The sequence below is a fragment of the Vibrio tubiashii genome, from assembly GCF_028551255.1.
GTDB classification, from domain to species: Bacteria; Pseudomonadota; Gammaproteobacteria; order Enterobacterales; family Vibrionaceae; genus Vibrio; species Vibrio tubiashii_B.
Genome location: NZ_CP117029.1, coordinates 145,454 through 162,360, shown reverse-complemented (window position 1 = coordinate 162,360; position 16,907 = coordinate 145,454). Strand labels below are relative to the sequence as shown.

Genomic DNA, 16,907 nt, shown 5'->3' with positions numbered 1-16,907 from the left:
GATAGAGCCAACTCACCTACTTGAGAGCATACCTATTGCTACACACGATCCCCTGCTCCTTTTCCTAATACTGTTTGCAAAATGTAAGCAAAGTAGCCTTTAAGCGTTAATGTTCTAATCATTTGTTCATCCCATTCAGCAAGAACCTGAGGAGTGGACATATCAATTTCATTCACTTGAGCAAGCCCTGTAATGCCAGGACGCACCTTAAATACTCCTCGGCCTTCTCGCTCTTTAATCAACTCTTCTTGATTGAACAAGCATGGGCGAGGACCAACTAAACTCATTTCTCCTATTAGCACATTCCACAACTGAGGCAACTCATCTAACTTTGTCTTGCGAAGAAACCCTCCAAGTTTTGTCACTGAACTAGCACCTACCAGATGAGTGGCTACAGACTTAGTTTCGATTGGCATAGTACGGAATTTCACAAGAGTAAAAGGCTGTTGATTTCGACCCACTCGAGTTTGCCTAAAAACAGGCGACCCTGTATCGAAGTAACCCAACACGCAAATCACTACAAAAACAGGCCACAGAAAAAGTAAGCCAAAGAAAGCGGCAAAAAAATCTATTACACGAATCAACTTAAAACCTTTTAATAAACTCAACAGAGATTCTGAATAATGCTCGATCTTCTCTGTTCTGAATGATGAAGAAAAGCAAAGAGCCCTAAGCTCGTTATTCTAGGAACGATTGCGAGCTATCTGGAATCTAAATAAGCTTGGACTGTTCTTTTGATACCTTCTTCAAAAGTAACAGGAGGCGCCCAAGTTAACGTATTCTTGGTATGAGAAATATCTACTTGTAGGCTACCACATAGTCGCTTCGATATCTCCGGCATACCAATAAGACTGGCTGAGAAACTAATAAAAGACATAGGAATAGGCAACAAGCGGGAGCTTTTACCCATCGCTACAGAGACTGCATTTAGCAACTGAGTGGTAGATATATCCTTGTCATCAGATACTAAGAAAGTCTCACCAATAGCTTTGGGGTGACTGCAACACGTCAAAATAAGATCGACCAAGTTATCAATATACACCAGACTTCGAAGGTTATATATTGAACCCAGCGGCAACGGAATACCTTTCTCCACCCAACGTATCATTGAGAGAAAGTTAGCTTTCACACCCGGCCCATAGACTAACGGAGGGCGGATAATAACAACCTCCAGCCCAGTTTCTTTAGCTAACTGGTGAAGTTGAGTTTCCGCTTCATACTTACTCAGACCATAAGGATCATCTGGTAAATAAGTCAAACTTGGGCTGAATGGTTGTTTTGGTTTAGTAAATTCACCATTAACTTTGATCGAACTGACATAGACGAAACGCTTTATCCCTGCTGTAACTGCTTGCTTAGCTAAGTTCAGCGTACCTGCCGTATTGATCTCTCTGTAGGCTTCCAAAGCGTCCATTTTAGACTCATTCATCTTATGAACTCGGGCTGCACAGTGGACCACACAGTTTACATTTTCGAATGCACCAGACCAATCGGTATCACCATCAATGTTATTTACGATAAAAGTGTTTGGAAGGTTGTCACCTCGAGGCCTAATTCTAGAGACTGAGCATACTCCCCATTGGTTATTGACGCACCGCTCAACAAGTCTACCTCCAACAAACCCCGAACTACCTGTAACTAATAGTTTCAATACCTACTCTCTTCGCCTATCACACATCTGCATTCATACTTTAGAAAAATGATACAGCTTTCTTCTAGCTATTAACATTAAAGCTTTCTAAAATACGGGCGACAATAACATAAGATAATCACTCACTGGTTTTATTTACGCATATGTTCACTCCGATCAGGCTTCTTCTAAACACAAATAGAAAAAACAAACGATTAATCAGCATTGGTTATGACATCATCGCTGTCATTTTTTCGTTGTACCTTGCCATTGCACTGAGGCTAGGAACAGCTAGTTTTCAAGTTGGATTAGATGAGTTTTTTAGCTTGTTAGTGACACTCTTCGTTACTATTTATAGCTTTATTAAGCTAGGTATGTACAGAGCGGTACTTAGATATATGATGTTACCAGCTGTTGGACACATCTTTTTGGGTGTATTCTTATCAGCTCTAACACTTGCTCTTAGTGGGTTCTTTTTTCACTCTTTTATCCCTAGAAGCGTTCCATTTATATATGCAGGTCTAGCAATTTTGACCCTAGGGGGACCTCGCATCCTTGTTAGAAGTATCTATTACCACTATTACAAACGCCAAAAGCCAAACGTGTTAATTTACGGTGCTGGTGCGACCGGAAGAGATCTAGCGTATGCTCTGATACAAGGGGATGAATATCATCCAGTAGCAATGCTTGATGATGACAAGTCTAAATCAGGTCAAGTCATGTTTGGTATTCGCGTTTTCCATCCTGACGAGTTTTCCCAGTTACAATCCCTGTACCAGCCTGTCAAATTGCTACTAGCCATCAACAACATTAACAAAGGTCGACGCCTGCGCTTAGTAGAGAAACTATCTAACTGGCCGATAGAAGTTCAGTCAGTGCCTTCAGTTGAAGATATTGCAGCAGGAAAAGGCAGTCCGACAGACGTTAAGGACCTAGATGTCGCTGACTTGCTCGGTCGCGCACCAGTTGACCCAGACAAAAAGCTATTAGAGAAAAACATTTCTGACAAGTGTGTAATGGTGACTGGAGCTGGCGGCTCAATTGGTTCAGAACTAAGTCGCCAAATCTTGATTCAGAAGCCTAGAAAGCTGGTGTTATTCGAACTCAATGAATACAACTTGTATAAAATTGATCATGAACTCAACGCAATCAAAAACAACCTCAACCTAAAAACCGAGCTAGTTTCAGCCTTAGGTTCTGTGCAAAAAGAAAATCGCTTAACTAAATTAATGCAAACTCATCAAGTTGAGACTGTCTACCATGCAGCTGCCTATAAGCACGTACCGTTGGTTGAGAATAATATCATAGAAGGGATTCGGAACAATGTATTTGGCACCCTTGCGTGTGCGAATGCTGCAATTTCCAGTGGCGTCGACAACTTTACGCTAGTTTCGACAGATAAGGCCGTAAGACCAACTAATATAATGGGGGCCAGTAAACGGTTGGCAGAATTAGTATTACAAGCGCTGGCTGATAAGCAAACAGGTACGACATTTACTATGGTTCGGTTCGGAAATGTCCTTGATTCATCTGGCTCAGTAGTCCCACTATTTAAAAAACAAATACGCTGTGGAGGGCCGGTTACAGTTACACACCCTGATATCATTCGATACTTCATGCTTATACCTGAAGCAGCTCAACTAGTTATTCAAGCAAGCGCTCTAGGTCATAATGGTCAAGTCTTTGTTCTAGATATGGGGGAACCAGTGAAAATCCTCGATTTGGCAAAAAGAATGATCCACTTAATGGGAATGCGAAGTTACAGTGAGGGAAGTGATCAAGAGGAAGATATTGAGATCAAATTTACTGGATTAAGGCCTGGAGAAAAGCTTTATGAAGAACTATTGATTGGAGACAATGTTGAAGGAACTGGCCATCAGAAGATCATGACAGCGAGAGAAGCAAAACTCAGTTGGACTCAAATGGAGGAGCTCTTATTTGAGCTCAATGAATGTTGCCATGAGTTTAATGTGAAACGGATAAAACATATATTATTAAAAGCTCCGCTAGGCTATCGACCAAATGCAAAATAAAAAGTAATAAATATTTTTCTTTAAGCTCTCAATAGAGACTTTCAAGATAACGCAATACAAAATTGCTTACTCTTGAGACTCCCTAGCACTAAAACCGCTTACCAGTCAATCACATAGACTTTATATGAATCAATTAATAAATGAGAATTTTTATTTGATATCGTTTGAAAGCAAGTGAAATGATTAATTCAACACTTTTTAACGCCAAAGTTCAGATAATAGCCTGATATAAAGCTCGTACCACTCACTACCTTAAGGCTTACGTATGCAAAACAATACTAGCGATAAAATGACTAATCTTAGAAAAATCAGAATCTTATCTATCTTCGGCACGCGCCCCGAAGCAATAAAGATGGCTCCAGTAATTAAGCAGCTTGAGGCCGACAAACGCTTTGAGAGTAGAGTTTGCGTAACTGGGCAGCACCGAGAAATGCTAGATCAGGTACTGAATCTTTTTAATATTACTCCAGACTTCGACCTGAATGTAATGAGCACTAACCAAAGTTTGTCTCAAATAACCTCCGCTATAGTTTTAGGATTGGAGCAAACATTTGAGTCTTTTCGTCCAGATTATGTTCTAGTACATGGGGATACCTCAACTACTAGCGCTGCCTCATTATCTGCATACTATCACCAGGTCAAAATAGCTCATGTCGAAGCTGGCTTACGCACAGGAAACCTATTGTCTCCCTGGCCAGAAGAAGGAAATAGGCGCATTACCGGAGCAATAGCAGATCTTCACTTTGCTCCAACAAAGCAAGCTAAGGATAACCTCATCCGTGAAAATATACATTCTAGTCAATGCTTTATAACAGGAAATACTGTTATTGACGCACTGCTAATGACCAAAAAAAGCATTGAGAGTAATGATGATGAACACAAACTACTTTCTGATAAATTTTCAAATATTGTTAGTGAAAAGATGGTCCTTATCACTGGACATAGAAGAGAGAATTTTGGCATAGGGTTTATTAACATTTGCTCCGCTATTGCTCAACTCGCTCACAGACACCCAACAGTTCATTTTGTTTACCCTGTGCATATGAACCCCAATGTCCAATCCGTGGTTAAGGAGCATTTGGGAGATATAGCGAATGTGTTCTTAATCGAGCCACAAGACTATCGCCCTTTTGTTTATCTCATGACTCAATCATCTATAATTCTAACTGACTCAGGTGGCATTCAAGAAGAGGCCCCCTCATTAGGTAAGCCAGTACTTGTTATGCGCGATACAACCGAAAGACCTGAAGCCGTAAAAGCAGGAACAGTTAAACTAGTAGGTACGAGCAAAAAATCTATCGTCGAAAATGTATCTTTATTATTAGAAGACCAAAAAACATATACTACAATGAGTGAAGCACATAACCCATATGGTGATGGTACTGCTTCAAAAAAAATATCTAATTTACTCTATCAGCATATTACAAACGCTAAATGAATGTACGGTGACAATCAACTTAACGAGGCCGAAATTCACTTATTATCAGCATGATCGTCAATGAAGCATGTTGCTTGCAAAAATAAATCCAACTTCACAATCGGCCTTGTTTTATACTTTGAAAAATCACTCTTCAAGAGTTAATCGTTATTTGACTTAAATAACACGGGGCACACAAAAGAAATAGCGTGTCGTCTCGGTGCTTAAACTAGAAATCAAAGCGAGTCGCATGAAGCAACGTACTTCGGAATAAAAACCTAATTCAAGATCTAGTGGGAAACACCTGCATATAATGCATACTTAATTCGATATAAGCCTTTTGCTAGGAAGATAACAAGTACGCCAGAGGATAATGATCGTCAATTTACAAAGAATTTAAATAGTAAACAAATATAATAATGAATCAAAAATCATCCTTGATTCTACATTAAATTCCTTGCTAGAGAAAACACTAACCTAGACTAAAGTACACCCTTGAGCATATGTTTATACTTTTTATTGCCTGATAACGTATCTAAATTTATCACGCCACCCTGATTTCTTTAGTTGATGGAGTTGAACAAAATGAACCTCTACTGACTCATTCCACCACTTTTCGACTTTTGACCTTATTGTTTGATGTTCATCAACATTAGGTGCCACTATATAAAGATTGATCTTGCTATCATCAACAGCTTCAATCTGAAACTCGGTAATATCACCTAGTCTGCCAAAGAGATCCTGAATATAATGAGTAGGATATATTTTACTTCCAATATTAACCAAATCGTGAACTCTACCTTCAATATTAGTAATTAGGTAACCATTGTCGTTCTTAACTAAACTCTCAACCAAATCACCTGTCCGGTATCGAATAAGAGGCATCGCATTATTCGTTAAGGTGCTCAAGACAAGTTCACTTTTTCCTAAAGAGGAATGTTCGCTATTGTCGCGTTCACTACTGTATAACTCAGGAAGCACCATGTTATCTATGACTTTCAAAGACTGATTACAGCACTCTCTTTCATGTGCAATAACACCAAATTCAGCATTACCATATCGATTGTATATACTACAACCAATATACTTTTTAATCACATCGCGTTTCTTACTGTCAAGAACTTCACCTGTAGATACAAATACATCAAACGGTGGCTTGGAAAACAATAAGTTCTTATTTTTGATATAGAGAGCCAAAGCATATAATGTAGAAGGGTGGCCTTCAATACTATAAGCGTTCTCTTCTGTTATTCTTCTGAGTATGTGCTCCATATCTACATCATCAAAAGAATGTGTCGTTATGTTGGCACGATTAAGAGCTTTACATTTTACGTTCTCTCTAATTCGTTCTTGAAGAGGCAATGACTCAGGGAACTTAGTTGATAGATGTATTTCCTTCATATGAGGTTTTTTTCCGGACCAAGAGCTCACATATAAATGAGAAGCAGAACTCCAATCTAGCGCCTCTTGAGAATAGTAAATCGACGTCGAAACACCTGAAGAACCACTTGTTTTTCGTTTATGTAAGGTATTACTCTGATATCTAACATCGATAAGGTTCTTGCCTTCTCGCTGAACTATATCTTTCGTTAAATAAGGTAGCTTCTCGATATTCCGTATATCCTTTAGAATATCCTCCGCTTTGAAGTTATATTCCTTAAATAGTCGCCTATAATAAGGAACATGTTCACCTGCTTCTTTTAAGACCGTATAAAGTTTTTGCTTTACGATTTCATCACGCCTCGCACCTAAAGCTTCTTCAAACTCTGAGAAACAATTCAATTTCGATGAAATACTACGATTTTCTAATTTCTCTAACACTGGATACAATAAATATGAGTGAAAGTATCTAACGGGAAGCGAATCAAGTATCCATTTACGGCGTTTAACATCAACTTTTTCGATCTCAGAGAAAGTCTTGTAGTCTAATGTTTTCACCCCTAGATAGGCCACCAACCAAGGTAACGCAATCTTTGTATACCCTTGCTCATCAAATCGTCTTAATGAGCAGTATATAGAGTTACTTAAATGTTGGTATATTCCGCCATTCTGCTTACTCGCCCTCTTAGCTTTCAAAAGAACGTCAATATTTTCTCCAAGTTTAATATCTGTATCAAACCCTTTGATTTCTTCAAATATATCTTTTCGTATAATACTTTTCCCAAAAGGTTTTTGAAAAGTTACCTTTATCCACTCCAGCAAGAAAAAGAAGAAAAAACCTCTTAGGCTATTTCTATCGGGCATAGTTTTAATTGTGGCAACAGAAAAGTTAGGGTCCGAAGAAAAATCATCTACATCTCTGAAGAAAGACTTTTGGACTATATTATCAGCATCAAGGAAAATATAATAATCGCCAACCGCACATTTGGCTCCAAAATTTCTTGCATAAGAAACACCTGGTGTACGCTCATGCACTACTCTGATATTCATTTTAGACGTTGACTTATAATTACAGACAACCTCTTCAGTTCTATCCTTACAATTATTTAACGACACAATAACTTCAAACTTATCGACATCGTATTTAGTCAATTCTAAGGACTTTAAAATATTGGAAATATAATGCTCTTCGTTATAGCATGGCACAATTATTGAGTACTTAACTTTACCAGTCAATTTTTTCTTTTCCTTTATAAAATTTGCCACTTCCAACATGAGAGGTTGCCAGTTCAAAGATTTCTTGTGCTGATTCTAAAGGATTTTTCGGACCATCTTCACCTCCCATATCAGTGCGCATCCACCCTGGGCAAAATGCTACCACATCGATCAATTCATAGTCTTTCAACTCATCAGCAAGCAATAAGGTTGTATAGTTTAAAGACTGCTTGGAAATTCTGTAAGCAAATGATTTACCATAGTCTTCAAGTTGTTCTGAAAGACTATATGACCCCCAAGCAGAAGAAACGTTTACAACTTTACCAATTCGATTTTCCTTCATTACCTTGCACACGGACTGCATTAATTTCATGGGCGCATAAAAATTAACCTGCATGCTTTTCTCAATCAACTCAAAATCGATATCAATTGGAGAAGTTTCCTCATACTCCTTCTCAAGATAAACACCTGCATTATTAATTAAAATATCAACATTGATGCTTTTACTCTCGATCAGCTCAGTCGCTCTCGAAATAGATTCATTATCTGTTAAATCCAATTCTAAGAAAGTCAGATTTTCATGTTTTATTTCATTATCCCTACTTCTACCACAAGCAATGACCTTGTAGTTTTTAGATAGAAAAACTTGTGTCAACGACCTTCCAAGACCTCGAAATGCCCCTGTAATTAAAACACTATTCATAATCACTGCGCCTTGTAATAATCTTTTATATGTCGTAGGTCATCCTTAGGAAAAACGTTTGTATCTATAATAGGAACTTTCATATCAAAAAGTCGAGCGGTCAGGTAGTGTTCAGATAAGATCGTCATTGCCTTGCTTTGAAAAAACAACCAGTTACTCTCATCTAACGGTCGAGATTTGAGCCAATTCAACTTGTATTCAGGGAATTGTTCATCTTCCACACCAAAAAGCCAGCTAGAAATGTACGCCTTCCAATTATCTGATATTAAGGGGTCATCACTCCAAAACTTTTTGATATCATCAGAGAATATTCTAGTTTTTGGAAAATCAAAAACCATTGTTCCAAGTTTTTTCATCACTTTTTGTGGAATGAAAAATATATTACTTCTTATCCACGAATCATATTCGATACCATCGAGTGTGACCATTTTAGGGAAATCATCTAAATACCCAATAGCTGATTCGTCTAAATCTTTGCCCTGAATAATATTAGAATCAAAGACATCCAAGAAGTTTTCACCATCAGCATAGTTCCTCTGAAAAAATGTGTCGTTTGCAAATAAAATAATTGAATCACTTTTTATCAGACCTTGTTCTTTAGCAAAACTATACCCTTTATCCCATCCAGAAAAGTCAAAACAAGAATTATCGCCATGTATAAAGTGTTGGTTATTATTAGAATTTTCTTCTATAGAATTAGCATTGTCGATAATGACATAATTGGCATTGAAAGAACCAAACATTCTGCCTAATATTTTATTTATTTCTGACATACCATCATTAAGATGTTTATCAGTATAAATCAAAAATAAAACAACAATATCTTTCATATTAATTACCTATTTATAAAAAAGCGGACCAGTTTAATATGTAATATATACTTGGGCAATACAAGTCCAACCCATAACCTCAATGTATCTTATACAATCATATCAATAAAAATATAATCTAGCGTATATTTCAATAACGCATATATAGATAAATATTCATTAACGTAACAATGATTTATATATTCTCATATACTTATCACACACTACCTTATCCGAAAATGTACTATCAAATCGTTTACGTGCATTTTGGCTAAATTCAAGCTGCATATCACTATTTCCAAGGATATCATTAATCGCCTTACTGAGTGCAGCAGGATTTTCCGGCTCAACAACCAACCCTGTCTCTCCATGTTGATTCACATAGGATGTTCCTGTTCCTATTTCGCATGTCACCAGAGGCTTGGAGTGCATCAAAGCTTCTACAAGTACAACACCAAACGCTTCTGAACGCAGATGAGAAGGTAATGTTAACAAAATCGAATTTTGGATGAGCACATGTTTTTCGTCTTCTTCTAACTGCCCCGTAAACACTACATTCGTTAAACTTAGCTTTTCTGCTAAAGACATTAACGATTTTGATTCAGGGCCAGAGCCTGCAATAACAACGGTTGTATCTAGATTTACAGCCGCTTCAACCAAAGTATGAAAACCTTTGTAATAACGAAGTACACCCAGAGCTAAGACATAGTTTTTTTTCTTTAGCCCAAACTTAGAAAGAGTTTCGTCTTGGTACTGCGAAGTAAACGCTGTTGAATTATCCTTTAAGCATAAAGGAGCGACTTCGATCTTAGTTTTATACTCTTCCCTGCTAAGAACTGCACTTGAATCAACATAGTTTTGAGATGTCGCAACAATACGATCCACACTACTTAATGTTTTATGCATCAAAGGCCGATAAATATTGCCTAAGATTTTTTGACGCACAATATCAGAGTGATAGGTCATTATAGTTGGCTTATCTTTAGGTATCACAAGGTTTAATAGGTCAACAAACGGCCAAGGAAAGTGGAGCTGTACGATATCGCACCATTCAACTAATTCTCTAAATTTCTTAAAGCTTTGCCAGCCGCCAATATCACAAGATGCAACACTAATGAGCGACTTTTCTCGTATAACCTCCCCCTCATCTAAATGAACTGAACTAGGGTAGGGCTTAGGAGAGAGTGTGAAGACCTTTGACTCTACACCCAGAGGTAGCACACTTAAACATATTTGCTTAATCGCTTCCTGAAGACCTCCGGGAGGATCAGGGAAGTACGTTCTGTAAACGTGTAAAACCTTTAGTTTATTCTCAATATACATTTTGATCTTTTAAGGCTGGCAGAGAAATTTATTTTGTTAAAGGAGGATGAAAGCGACTATCCCTTTAACGGTACAATATGGTGTGCATAATCTAACATTTTCTCACCAAAGAATATAGTCAAGCACTACAGTGAAAGAGGCTATTTGAGCTAAGGATAGGGGTAAATTTTTGTACTAGATGAGCTTCTTAGAGCATTGTTCTACTAATATGACCCACAACTCATATAATCACGAGGAGTTTAAAGAATGGTGTTTTAGCAAATTTCGTAGTTTGTGATAACTAGAGAATGCTTACTAAAGAATAGAGGTAGAAAAACTTCGAACAACAGAGGTTCACATACACTGCAGCTAAATGGAAGGTGGGATTGAGCATTAACCGCTCATTATAAATAGGTCCATGTAAATTTAGGTCTACATGGACGCTTAAACTTCCTTCTATCGTATACTTAACGCTCTATATCGCAGATTTTTTGCAGACTCGTGTCTACATACATGCGCGCTTTATCTAGGCTATCAGCTTCAGCATAGCAGCGAAGCTCTGGCGCATTACCCGAAGCACGAAGGTGGATAATACTGTCATCTGATGATGTTATGCGCAATCCGTCAGTTGTGTTCACGTGGAAAACATCAAAATCCCTAAAGCCCAATTGATCTAGCAATCTCCGAGGATCCTCTATACCTTGATTTATAATGCGTTGACTTCGCTCGGTTGCAAAGTTTTGAATCCGATCACTATATGTCACGCGATTAGGTAATGCGCTGACCAATTGTGAAATTCCCTTATCCTTTGCTGCTGACATTAATATCAAAGCCGGTAGCACCGCATCCCGTGTTGGTAAGGCCTTTAGCGTATTGTTGTTAATCAAGACATCACTGCCTAGCAGGTAGCCGCCATTCGCCTCAAAGCCCGCAACTGATTGGTAACAACCCTTTAACACCTCAAATTCAGCTATGACATAAGGAGAGCCAATCTTGGTGCGTTCTACACGACTAAACCCGACACCAGCATCTATTATGCTATTGCAGCTAACAGGAACCACGATAGCTTCAATACCAATTACTTGTGAACACAGTAAACCTAGAATATCGCCACGTAACCATTCTCCATGTTCATCGGCAACCAATGGGCGGTCTCCATCTCCATCGGTTGAAAAAATAGCATCTAAGTTATATTGCTTTGACCAGTTTTTTGCTTTACCTTTATCAGTTTCAGATACTGCTTCAGTATCAATCGGTACAAATTCATCACTACGTTCTAGCGATATAACATTAGCACCAAGGCTAGCAAATAAAGTGGCATACAAATCTCTACCCGCACTTGAATGCTCGTATATCCCTATGCGTTTACCTCTTAGAAGATCATCACTAAATAAGTTTGTATAGCGTTCAATATACTTGTTAGCAGCATTTGGGTTCACGACTAACTGTGGCAAATCATCTAATGGAGCGAACTGCGCGTTAGCAGTAACAATAGCTTGTTCATCAGCTTTGCTAATCTCTCCATCTGGTCGATAAAATTTTAGACCATTGCGTTCAAACGGAATATGACTTCCCGTAACCATTATGCAAGGAATATTATCTTGCATAGCTACATACGCTAATGCTGGGGTAGGAACAACCCCATAATAGTCCGCCTCTATACCTAACTGACTTAGAGCTTTAATGCAGGCTTGAGCCATCAAGGGGCTGCTTGGTCGGTTATCAATACCGATTGCAACGGAGCGAAATTTAACCTGTCCTTGCATAGTTTGTATAAATGCATGGGTAAAAGCACCACACACGTCTGGAGTAAACTGTTCGACTAAACCACGTGCGCCACTAGTGCCAAAGACAACGCCACTATCTTCAATTACTTGGGAGCTAGTTAACATTAATCAACTCTCCCATAACGATCTTCGAATCTCACTATATCATCTTCACCGAGATAAGACCCTGTCTGAACTTCGATCATTTCCAAAGGTATTTTCCCTGGATTTTCAAGAGCATGAATAGTACCCAAAGGGATGTACGTTGATTGATCTTCAGTAACCAAAAGTACTTCGTCGCCATTAGTCACGCGGGCAGTTCCAGATACAACAATCCAATGTTCAGCTCGATGGTAATGTTTCTGAATAGACAGTTTTTGACCCGGATTGACAGTAATCCGCTTAACTTGGTCACGCGAGCCAAAGTCAATTGAATCATATTTTCCCCAAGGGCGATAAACTTCGCGGTGAATTCTATACTCACTACGATCGGCGATTTTAAGCTGCTGAACTATTGCTTTAACTTCCTGCACCTGTGATTTATCCGCAACCAATATTGCATCTTTTGTTTCAACTACAACTAAATTACTCACGCCAACTGTAGCAACAAGCTTATTTTCTGATTGTACATAATTATTGTTTGAATTAACTGCTAAAACATCACCTTTGTGTACGTTGTTTTGCTCGTCTTTATCAGATACATCCCATAATGCCGACCACGAACCTACATCGCTCCAACCGGCATCCATAGGAATTACTACCAATCTACCCGAATCATTGGAAGCGCATACTGGTTCCATCACTGCATAATCAACTGAATCTGAGGGACATGCAGAAAAGGCTTCTTTATCAACGCGGATAAAATCCAAGTCGGGTTGTGTTTCGGCCATTGCTTTTTCACAAGCCTTAAGCATAGCTGGATTATGCTTTTCAAGTTCTGCAATATATCGCGTCGCTTTGAACATAAACATACCACTATTCCAATAATACTCGCCCGAATCCAAGTAAGCTTCTGCCGTAGACAAATCTGGTTTTTCGACGAAGCTGTCAACCTTGAACGCTGATTCACCGTGTGATGCACCACGCTTTATATAGCCATACCCTGTTTCAGCCACTGTTGGTACTATGCCAAAAGTCACTAATTGATTAGATTCCGCAAATGGCATTGCCGTGTTAACTGCGGATTGAAAAGCCAATCTATCTTCTATCAGATGATCTGCAGCCAAAACTAATAGTAAAGGCTCAGTGCTACAACCGCTTTGCTCCGCCTGCTTCAATGCCTGAAGTGCGGCGAGAGCAATCGCAGGTGCTGTATTGCGACCTACGGGCTCCAGAATAATACCAGAGTGATTGAATCCACCCGAGCGCATCTGCTCCGCTGCGATAAAACGATGCTCTTCGTTACAAATTAATAGTGTGGGGTGATGTTCAAGACCTTGCAAACGGGCACAAGTCTGTTGAAGCATTGATTGCTCACCCGCAATCTTTAAAAATTGCTTAGGGTAAAGGTCACGCGATAGCGGCCACAAGCGACTCCCAGTACCACCAGCCATAATGACGGGAACTAACATAATAAATCTCCTATCTAGCCATTCAACTAAAAATCATAGGTTTAGACAGTTAAGAAATGAACCTACAATTTTTCGGCAACGTTAAATTAATAGTGTATGATTGAAAGCAAACATATTTGTAATACGCTGTTTACTAATCTACTGTCTACTTGCTTCGTCTATAACATGGTTAAATTCTTTCTAAGATCGAATCCCAAAATTGCGATGAAGTATTAGAAATAATTCTCTTTGCCCGTTCCTTTAGCTCGAGAATAATACTTGTTCTCAAATCATTGTTGTGCGAAAGCGTATAAATGATATCTGCGGCTCTCTCTGCACCAGAGAACACCAAGCGCTCATCTCCAACTACCTCCTCAGCCGCAGTACCTGAAATGGTTAATGGAATTCTGTGAGCATACATAGCCTCCAACATTGGTAGACAAAAGCCTTCATGTAAACTAGAAGTCACTATAAAATCCGAACAGTCAATTGCATCCGTTATAAACTGACGTCTAACCTTCCCAAAAAAAGCGACATCATTAATAATTCCCTTTTCATATGCAAGGTTGATTATTTTTTCGAAGTATTCTTGGTTTATTGTATCTCCATATATCTCTAAACTAGCGTTCATTTTATAGTTAACTTTGAGAGTTACTAATATATCTAATAAGCACTCTAGGTTTTTATGGGGAGAAACTCGACCAATATAGACGAGTTTGACCTTATCATTTACAGGCCGAATTTCAACGCTATCTAACTCACTCAGAAAATCGGGACCTAAGGGAGGAGATACAGATACATGCTTATTAAACTTTTTAACTAAGGAAAGGGTAAATTTAGAATTACAAACGATGTAGTCAACATCAGTTAATCTACCTAATTGTTCAAACCCTTTTTTACATAGATCTTTTGTTTTAGGGTCTAAATCCTTGACAACTAGAGGATCTGTTATATTGTGAAAATAACAGATCTTCTTACCATCAAAACGAATAATTTCATCTAAAAAGCTGTCATAAATGGAATATGCAAAAATAATAACAGACTCATCAGAACAGTGGCTCTTCATATTATCGCTATGTAAAACCTCTATATCACCACAGTCATAACTACTATTTTTTGAAAAAATAGAAACATTAACCCCATTACTTTTGAAAAGCTTAAACAAACTAATACAGTGCTCACCTACAGCGTCAAATTTGTGTATATCTGGAGCATATATGAGTAACTTCATGAATACCTAACGATCCTCTGACAAAGTATCAAGGCGATTGTGAATAAAAGAAGCTGCACTATTGTAAGAGTATTTTTTCTGGATAAACTCTTTTGCTGCTTTAACTTTTCTCTCACGTAATATAGCATCGGAATGAACAATTCTTAGTTGCTCAATCGCTGAATCTATACTTGCATCAAACCAAAATTGCCCTTCATCGAAGATATAGTCTCCCCTTTTCAAGCCGACTAATTTCCCTTCAACTAAGTAACTATTATTTTCATTACAAAAATCTTGACTGCCAGAAAAGTCACTTACTACAACAGATTTCCCAAGCAACATTGCTTCAGCGATGATTCGTCCAAAACCTTCACTACGGTGTAATGATATATAGCAATCGCACGCATTAATTAAATTAACAGTTTCCTGTCTACTCATGACTTCATCAATGATGATCACATCATTTCGCCCGGAAATTAGTTTTATTACTTCTAACCAATTCACATCATCATGATTCAAGTTCATTGTTTTTATGACTAACTTAGTTTTACTCTCTAAGTCATCACTAACGAATGCATTAATATATGCCTTTACTGCCGCTACAGGGTTTTTCCTAGTAAGCCAAGAATTTCCATCAAACATAATAAAGCAAACAAAAGCATCATCGTGAATCTTGTATTTATCTCTACATAAAGCTTGTGGGGATGGTTTGGGGACCTCTACAACCATAGGCATTTTCTTAACTTTCAAGCCTTCGATTCTTTCAAAACAGCTCTTTACATATTCACTTTGAGCCCACACCTCGTCTACAAAATCAGATATCAACTCCATATCTTTCGGCCATACGGGTAATTCCCACGGCCAAAATCCTATTTTGTAATCATTTCCACGTAATAACTCACTTCCTCCCTCTATAGCCAATCTGAACATCTCAGTAGGAGGGAGGCAAAACAAACTAACATCGAATAATTTATGGTTAGTATCAATATACTCTGGAGCTAAATCCAAAATACTACTTGGTCCGGCAATAGGAGGTGTAATTGCTGCGACTTGACGACCGGAATCACGTATCGCGGCGCAAGATAATCTAGCATCCTCACCCAAACCAAGTACACCTTTATGAAACCCTATAACATTTACACCATTACTCTTTAGTGTTTTTTCCGTCTCGATTGATGTGGCGTTAAGTAAGTCGATAACTACTTTATATTCACGAACACCGTATTCTTTCCACCAGTTTAATAAAGAGGTGTAATTTAGATTATAGTCTGGGAAAGCCTCTTTCAGATCATCTCGTTGAGAGTAAACAAGTTTAAGAAGTGACAGCTCATTGAACGGTTCTTCAAGATCAAACATTCCAAATATTTGCTTCGAATTTACAGCATCTTTCATTCTTACGTATTCAGATACTCCATAGTCAAACCACCAGCGAAGTAACGAGCACTTTGAATTAAAGTCATTGCTAGACAATGTCACCAAGTCGGGTCTGAATTTAAAAATAAGAGAAAAAAAGCAAGGGACCCCTGTTGAATCTTCAACAAGACTTTCAAATAACTCAGACTCCTTTGACACCAACAACCCACCGTTAGAGGGGAATCTCATCCAAGCTAAGACCAATTTAGGATACTTTCCTATAAGCTCTCCTGCACGTAACGATCTAATATAATTGATAAAATCTGAGTCGTCGTCTATATTCCACTCGACACTTGAATATAGATGACTGCCATAAACTTGCCACCAAAATAATAAGCAAAGCCTATCCTCAAGGGTCATATCATCGTAAATCCTTAGATCCGCTCTAAACTTGACAAGAAAACGCATAAATTCAGGAATAGGCAATTTACCATCATCAGATTTATAATTAAGAATACTTTGCATAAGATACCTAATAA

Annotated in this window: 12 protein-coding genes; 2 read left to right on the top strand and 10 right to left on the bottom strand. The window is 38.3% G+C overall.

Going from position 1 to position 16,907, the window contains the following annotated elements:
• Window positions 1-38 precede the first annotated feature (38 nt).
• Entirely contained in the window at window positions 39-584 is a 546-nt protein-coding gene (locus LYZ37_RS00760) for a sugar transferase (protein WP_272787129.1), read from the bottom strand.
• Window positions 585-700: 116 nt separating this feature from the next.
• The gene (locus LYZ37_RS00755) at window positions 701-1,651 is read right to left on the bottom strand and encodes a UDP-glucose 4-epimerase family protein (protein ID WP_272786115.1); all 951 of its coding nucleotides are present in this window, start codon (window positions 1,649-1,651) and stop codon (window positions 701-703) included.
• A gap of 143 nt (window positions 1,652-1,794) precedes the next feature.
• Here LYZ37_RS00755 and LYZ37_RS00750 point away from each other — a divergent pair, with 143 nt between their 5' ends.
• A complete protein-coding gene (locus LYZ37_RS00750) occupies window positions 1,795-3,663 on the top strand; it encodes a polysaccharide biosynthesis protein (RefSeq protein WP_272786114.1) in 1,869 nt (622 codons plus the stop codon).
• A 265-nt stretch (window positions 3,664-3,928) separates the two neighbouring features.
• Complete coding sequence (gene wecB / locus LYZ37_RS00745; protein ID WP_272786113.1) at window positions 3,929-5,101, top strand: non-hydrolyzing UDP-N-acetylglucosamine 2-epimerase; 1,173 nt, start codon at window positions 3,929-3,931, stop codon at window positions 5,099-5,101.
• A gap of 495 nt (window positions 5,102-5,596) precedes the next feature.
• Here wecB and LYZ37_RS00740 read toward each other — a convergent pair whose 3' ends face one another.
• The 8 genes from LYZ37_RS00740 to LYZ37_RS00705 all read right to left on the bottom strand — a co-directional run bounded on the left by LYZ37_RS00740 (window position 5,597) and on the right by LYZ37_RS00705 (window position 16,893).
• Entirely contained in the window at window positions 5,597-7,735 is a 2,139-nt protein-coding gene (locus LYZ37_RS00740) for a glycosyltransferase (RefSeq protein WP_272786112.1), read from the bottom strand.
• A complete protein-coding gene (locus LYZ37_RS00735; RefSeq protein ID WP_272786111.1) occupies window positions 7,686-8,378 on the bottom strand; it encodes an SDR family NAD(P)-dependent oxidoreductase in 693 nt (230 codons plus the stop codon). The genes LYZ37_RS00740 and LYZ37_RS00735 overlap by 50 nt, the downstream gene beginning before the upstream one ends.
• Window positions 8,379-8,380: 2 nt before the next feature.
• Entirely contained in the window at window positions 8,381-9,208 is an 828-nt protein-coding gene (locus LYZ37_RS00730; RefSeq protein WP_272786110.1) for a hypothetical protein, read from the bottom strand.
• Between the two features lie 159 nt (window positions 9,209-9,367).
• Window positions 9,368-10,510, bottom strand: coding sequence for a glycosyltransferase (locus tag LYZ37_RS00725; protein WP_272786109.1), 1,143 nt, complete (start codon window positions 10,508-10,510; stop codon window positions 9,368-9,370).
• Between the two features lie 446 nt (window positions 10,511-10,956).
• Entirely contained in the window at window positions 10,957-12,381 is a 1,425-nt protein-coding gene (locus LYZ37_RS00720; RefSeq protein WP_272786108.1) for a phosphomannomutase, read from the bottom strand.
• On the bottom strand, window positions 12,381-13,826 hold the full coding sequence (locus tag LYZ37_RS00715) for a mannose-1-phosphate guanylyltransferase/mannose-6-phosphate isomerase (RefSeq protein ID WP_272786107.1): 1,446 nt from the start codon (window positions 13,824-13,826) through the stop codon (window positions 12,381-12,383). Before LYZ37_RS00715 ends, LYZ37_RS00720 begins: the two co-directional genes overlap by 1 nt.
• A gap of 169 nt (window positions 13,827-13,995) precedes the next feature.
• A complete protein-coding gene (locus tag LYZ37_RS00710) occupies window positions 13,996-15,036 on the bottom strand; it encodes a glycosyltransferase (protein ID WP_272786106.1) in 1,041 nt (346 codons plus the stop codon).
• A gap of 6 nt (window positions 15,037-15,042) precedes the next feature.
• Window positions 15,043-16,893, bottom strand: a complete 1,851-nt coding sequence (locus LYZ37_RS00705; protein WP_272786104.1) for a glycosyltransferase — start codon at window positions 16,891-16,893, stop codon at window positions 15,043-15,045.
• Between the last annotated feature and the right edge of the window lie 14 nt (window positions 16,894-16,907).

What these genes read in the sequence shown, in the direction of transcription:
- LYZ37_RS00750 (WP_272786114.1), top strand. Translation starts at nt 1,795, where the DNA reads ATGTTCACTCCGATCAGGCTTCTTCTAAACACAAATAGAAAAAACAAA.
- wecB (WP_272786113.1), top strand. Translation starts at nt 3,929, where the DNA reads ATGCAAAACAATACTAGCGATAAAATGACTAATCTTAGAAAAATCAGA.
- LYZ37_RS00740 (WP_272786112.1), bottom strand. Translation starts at nt 7,735, where the DNA reads ATGTTGGAAGTGGCAAATTTTATAAAGGAAAAGAAAAAATTGACTGGT.
- LYZ37_RS00735 (WP_272786111.1), bottom strand. Translation starts at nt 8,378, where the DNA reads ATGAATAGTGTTTTAATTACAGGGGCATTTCGAGGTCTTGGAAGGTCG.
- LYZ37_RS00730 (WP_272786110.1), bottom strand. Translation starts at nt 9,208, where the DNA reads ATGAAAGATATTGTTGTTTTATTTTTGATTTATACTGATAAACATCTT.
- LYZ37_RS00725 (WP_272786109.1), bottom strand. Translation starts at nt 10,510, where the DNA reads ATGTATATTGAGAATAAACTAAAGGTTTTACACGTTTACAGAACGTAC.
- LYZ37_RS00720 (WP_272786108.1), bottom strand. Translation starts at nt 12,381, where the DNA reads ATGTTAACTAGCTCCCAAGTAATTGAAGATAGTGGCGTTGTCTTTGGC.
- LYZ37_RS00715 (WP_272786107.1), bottom strand. Translation starts at nt 13,826, where the DNA reads ATGTTAGTTCCCGTCATTATGGCTGGTGGTACTGGGAGTCGCTTGTGG.
- LYZ37_RS00710 (WP_272786106.1), bottom strand. Translation starts at nt 15,036, where the DNA reads ATGAAGTTACTCATATATGCTCCAGATATACACAAATTTGACGCTGTA.
- LYZ37_RS00705 (WP_272786104.1), bottom strand. Translation starts at nt 16,893, where the DNA reads ATGCAAAGTATTCTTAATTATAAATCTGATGATGGTAAATTGCCTATT.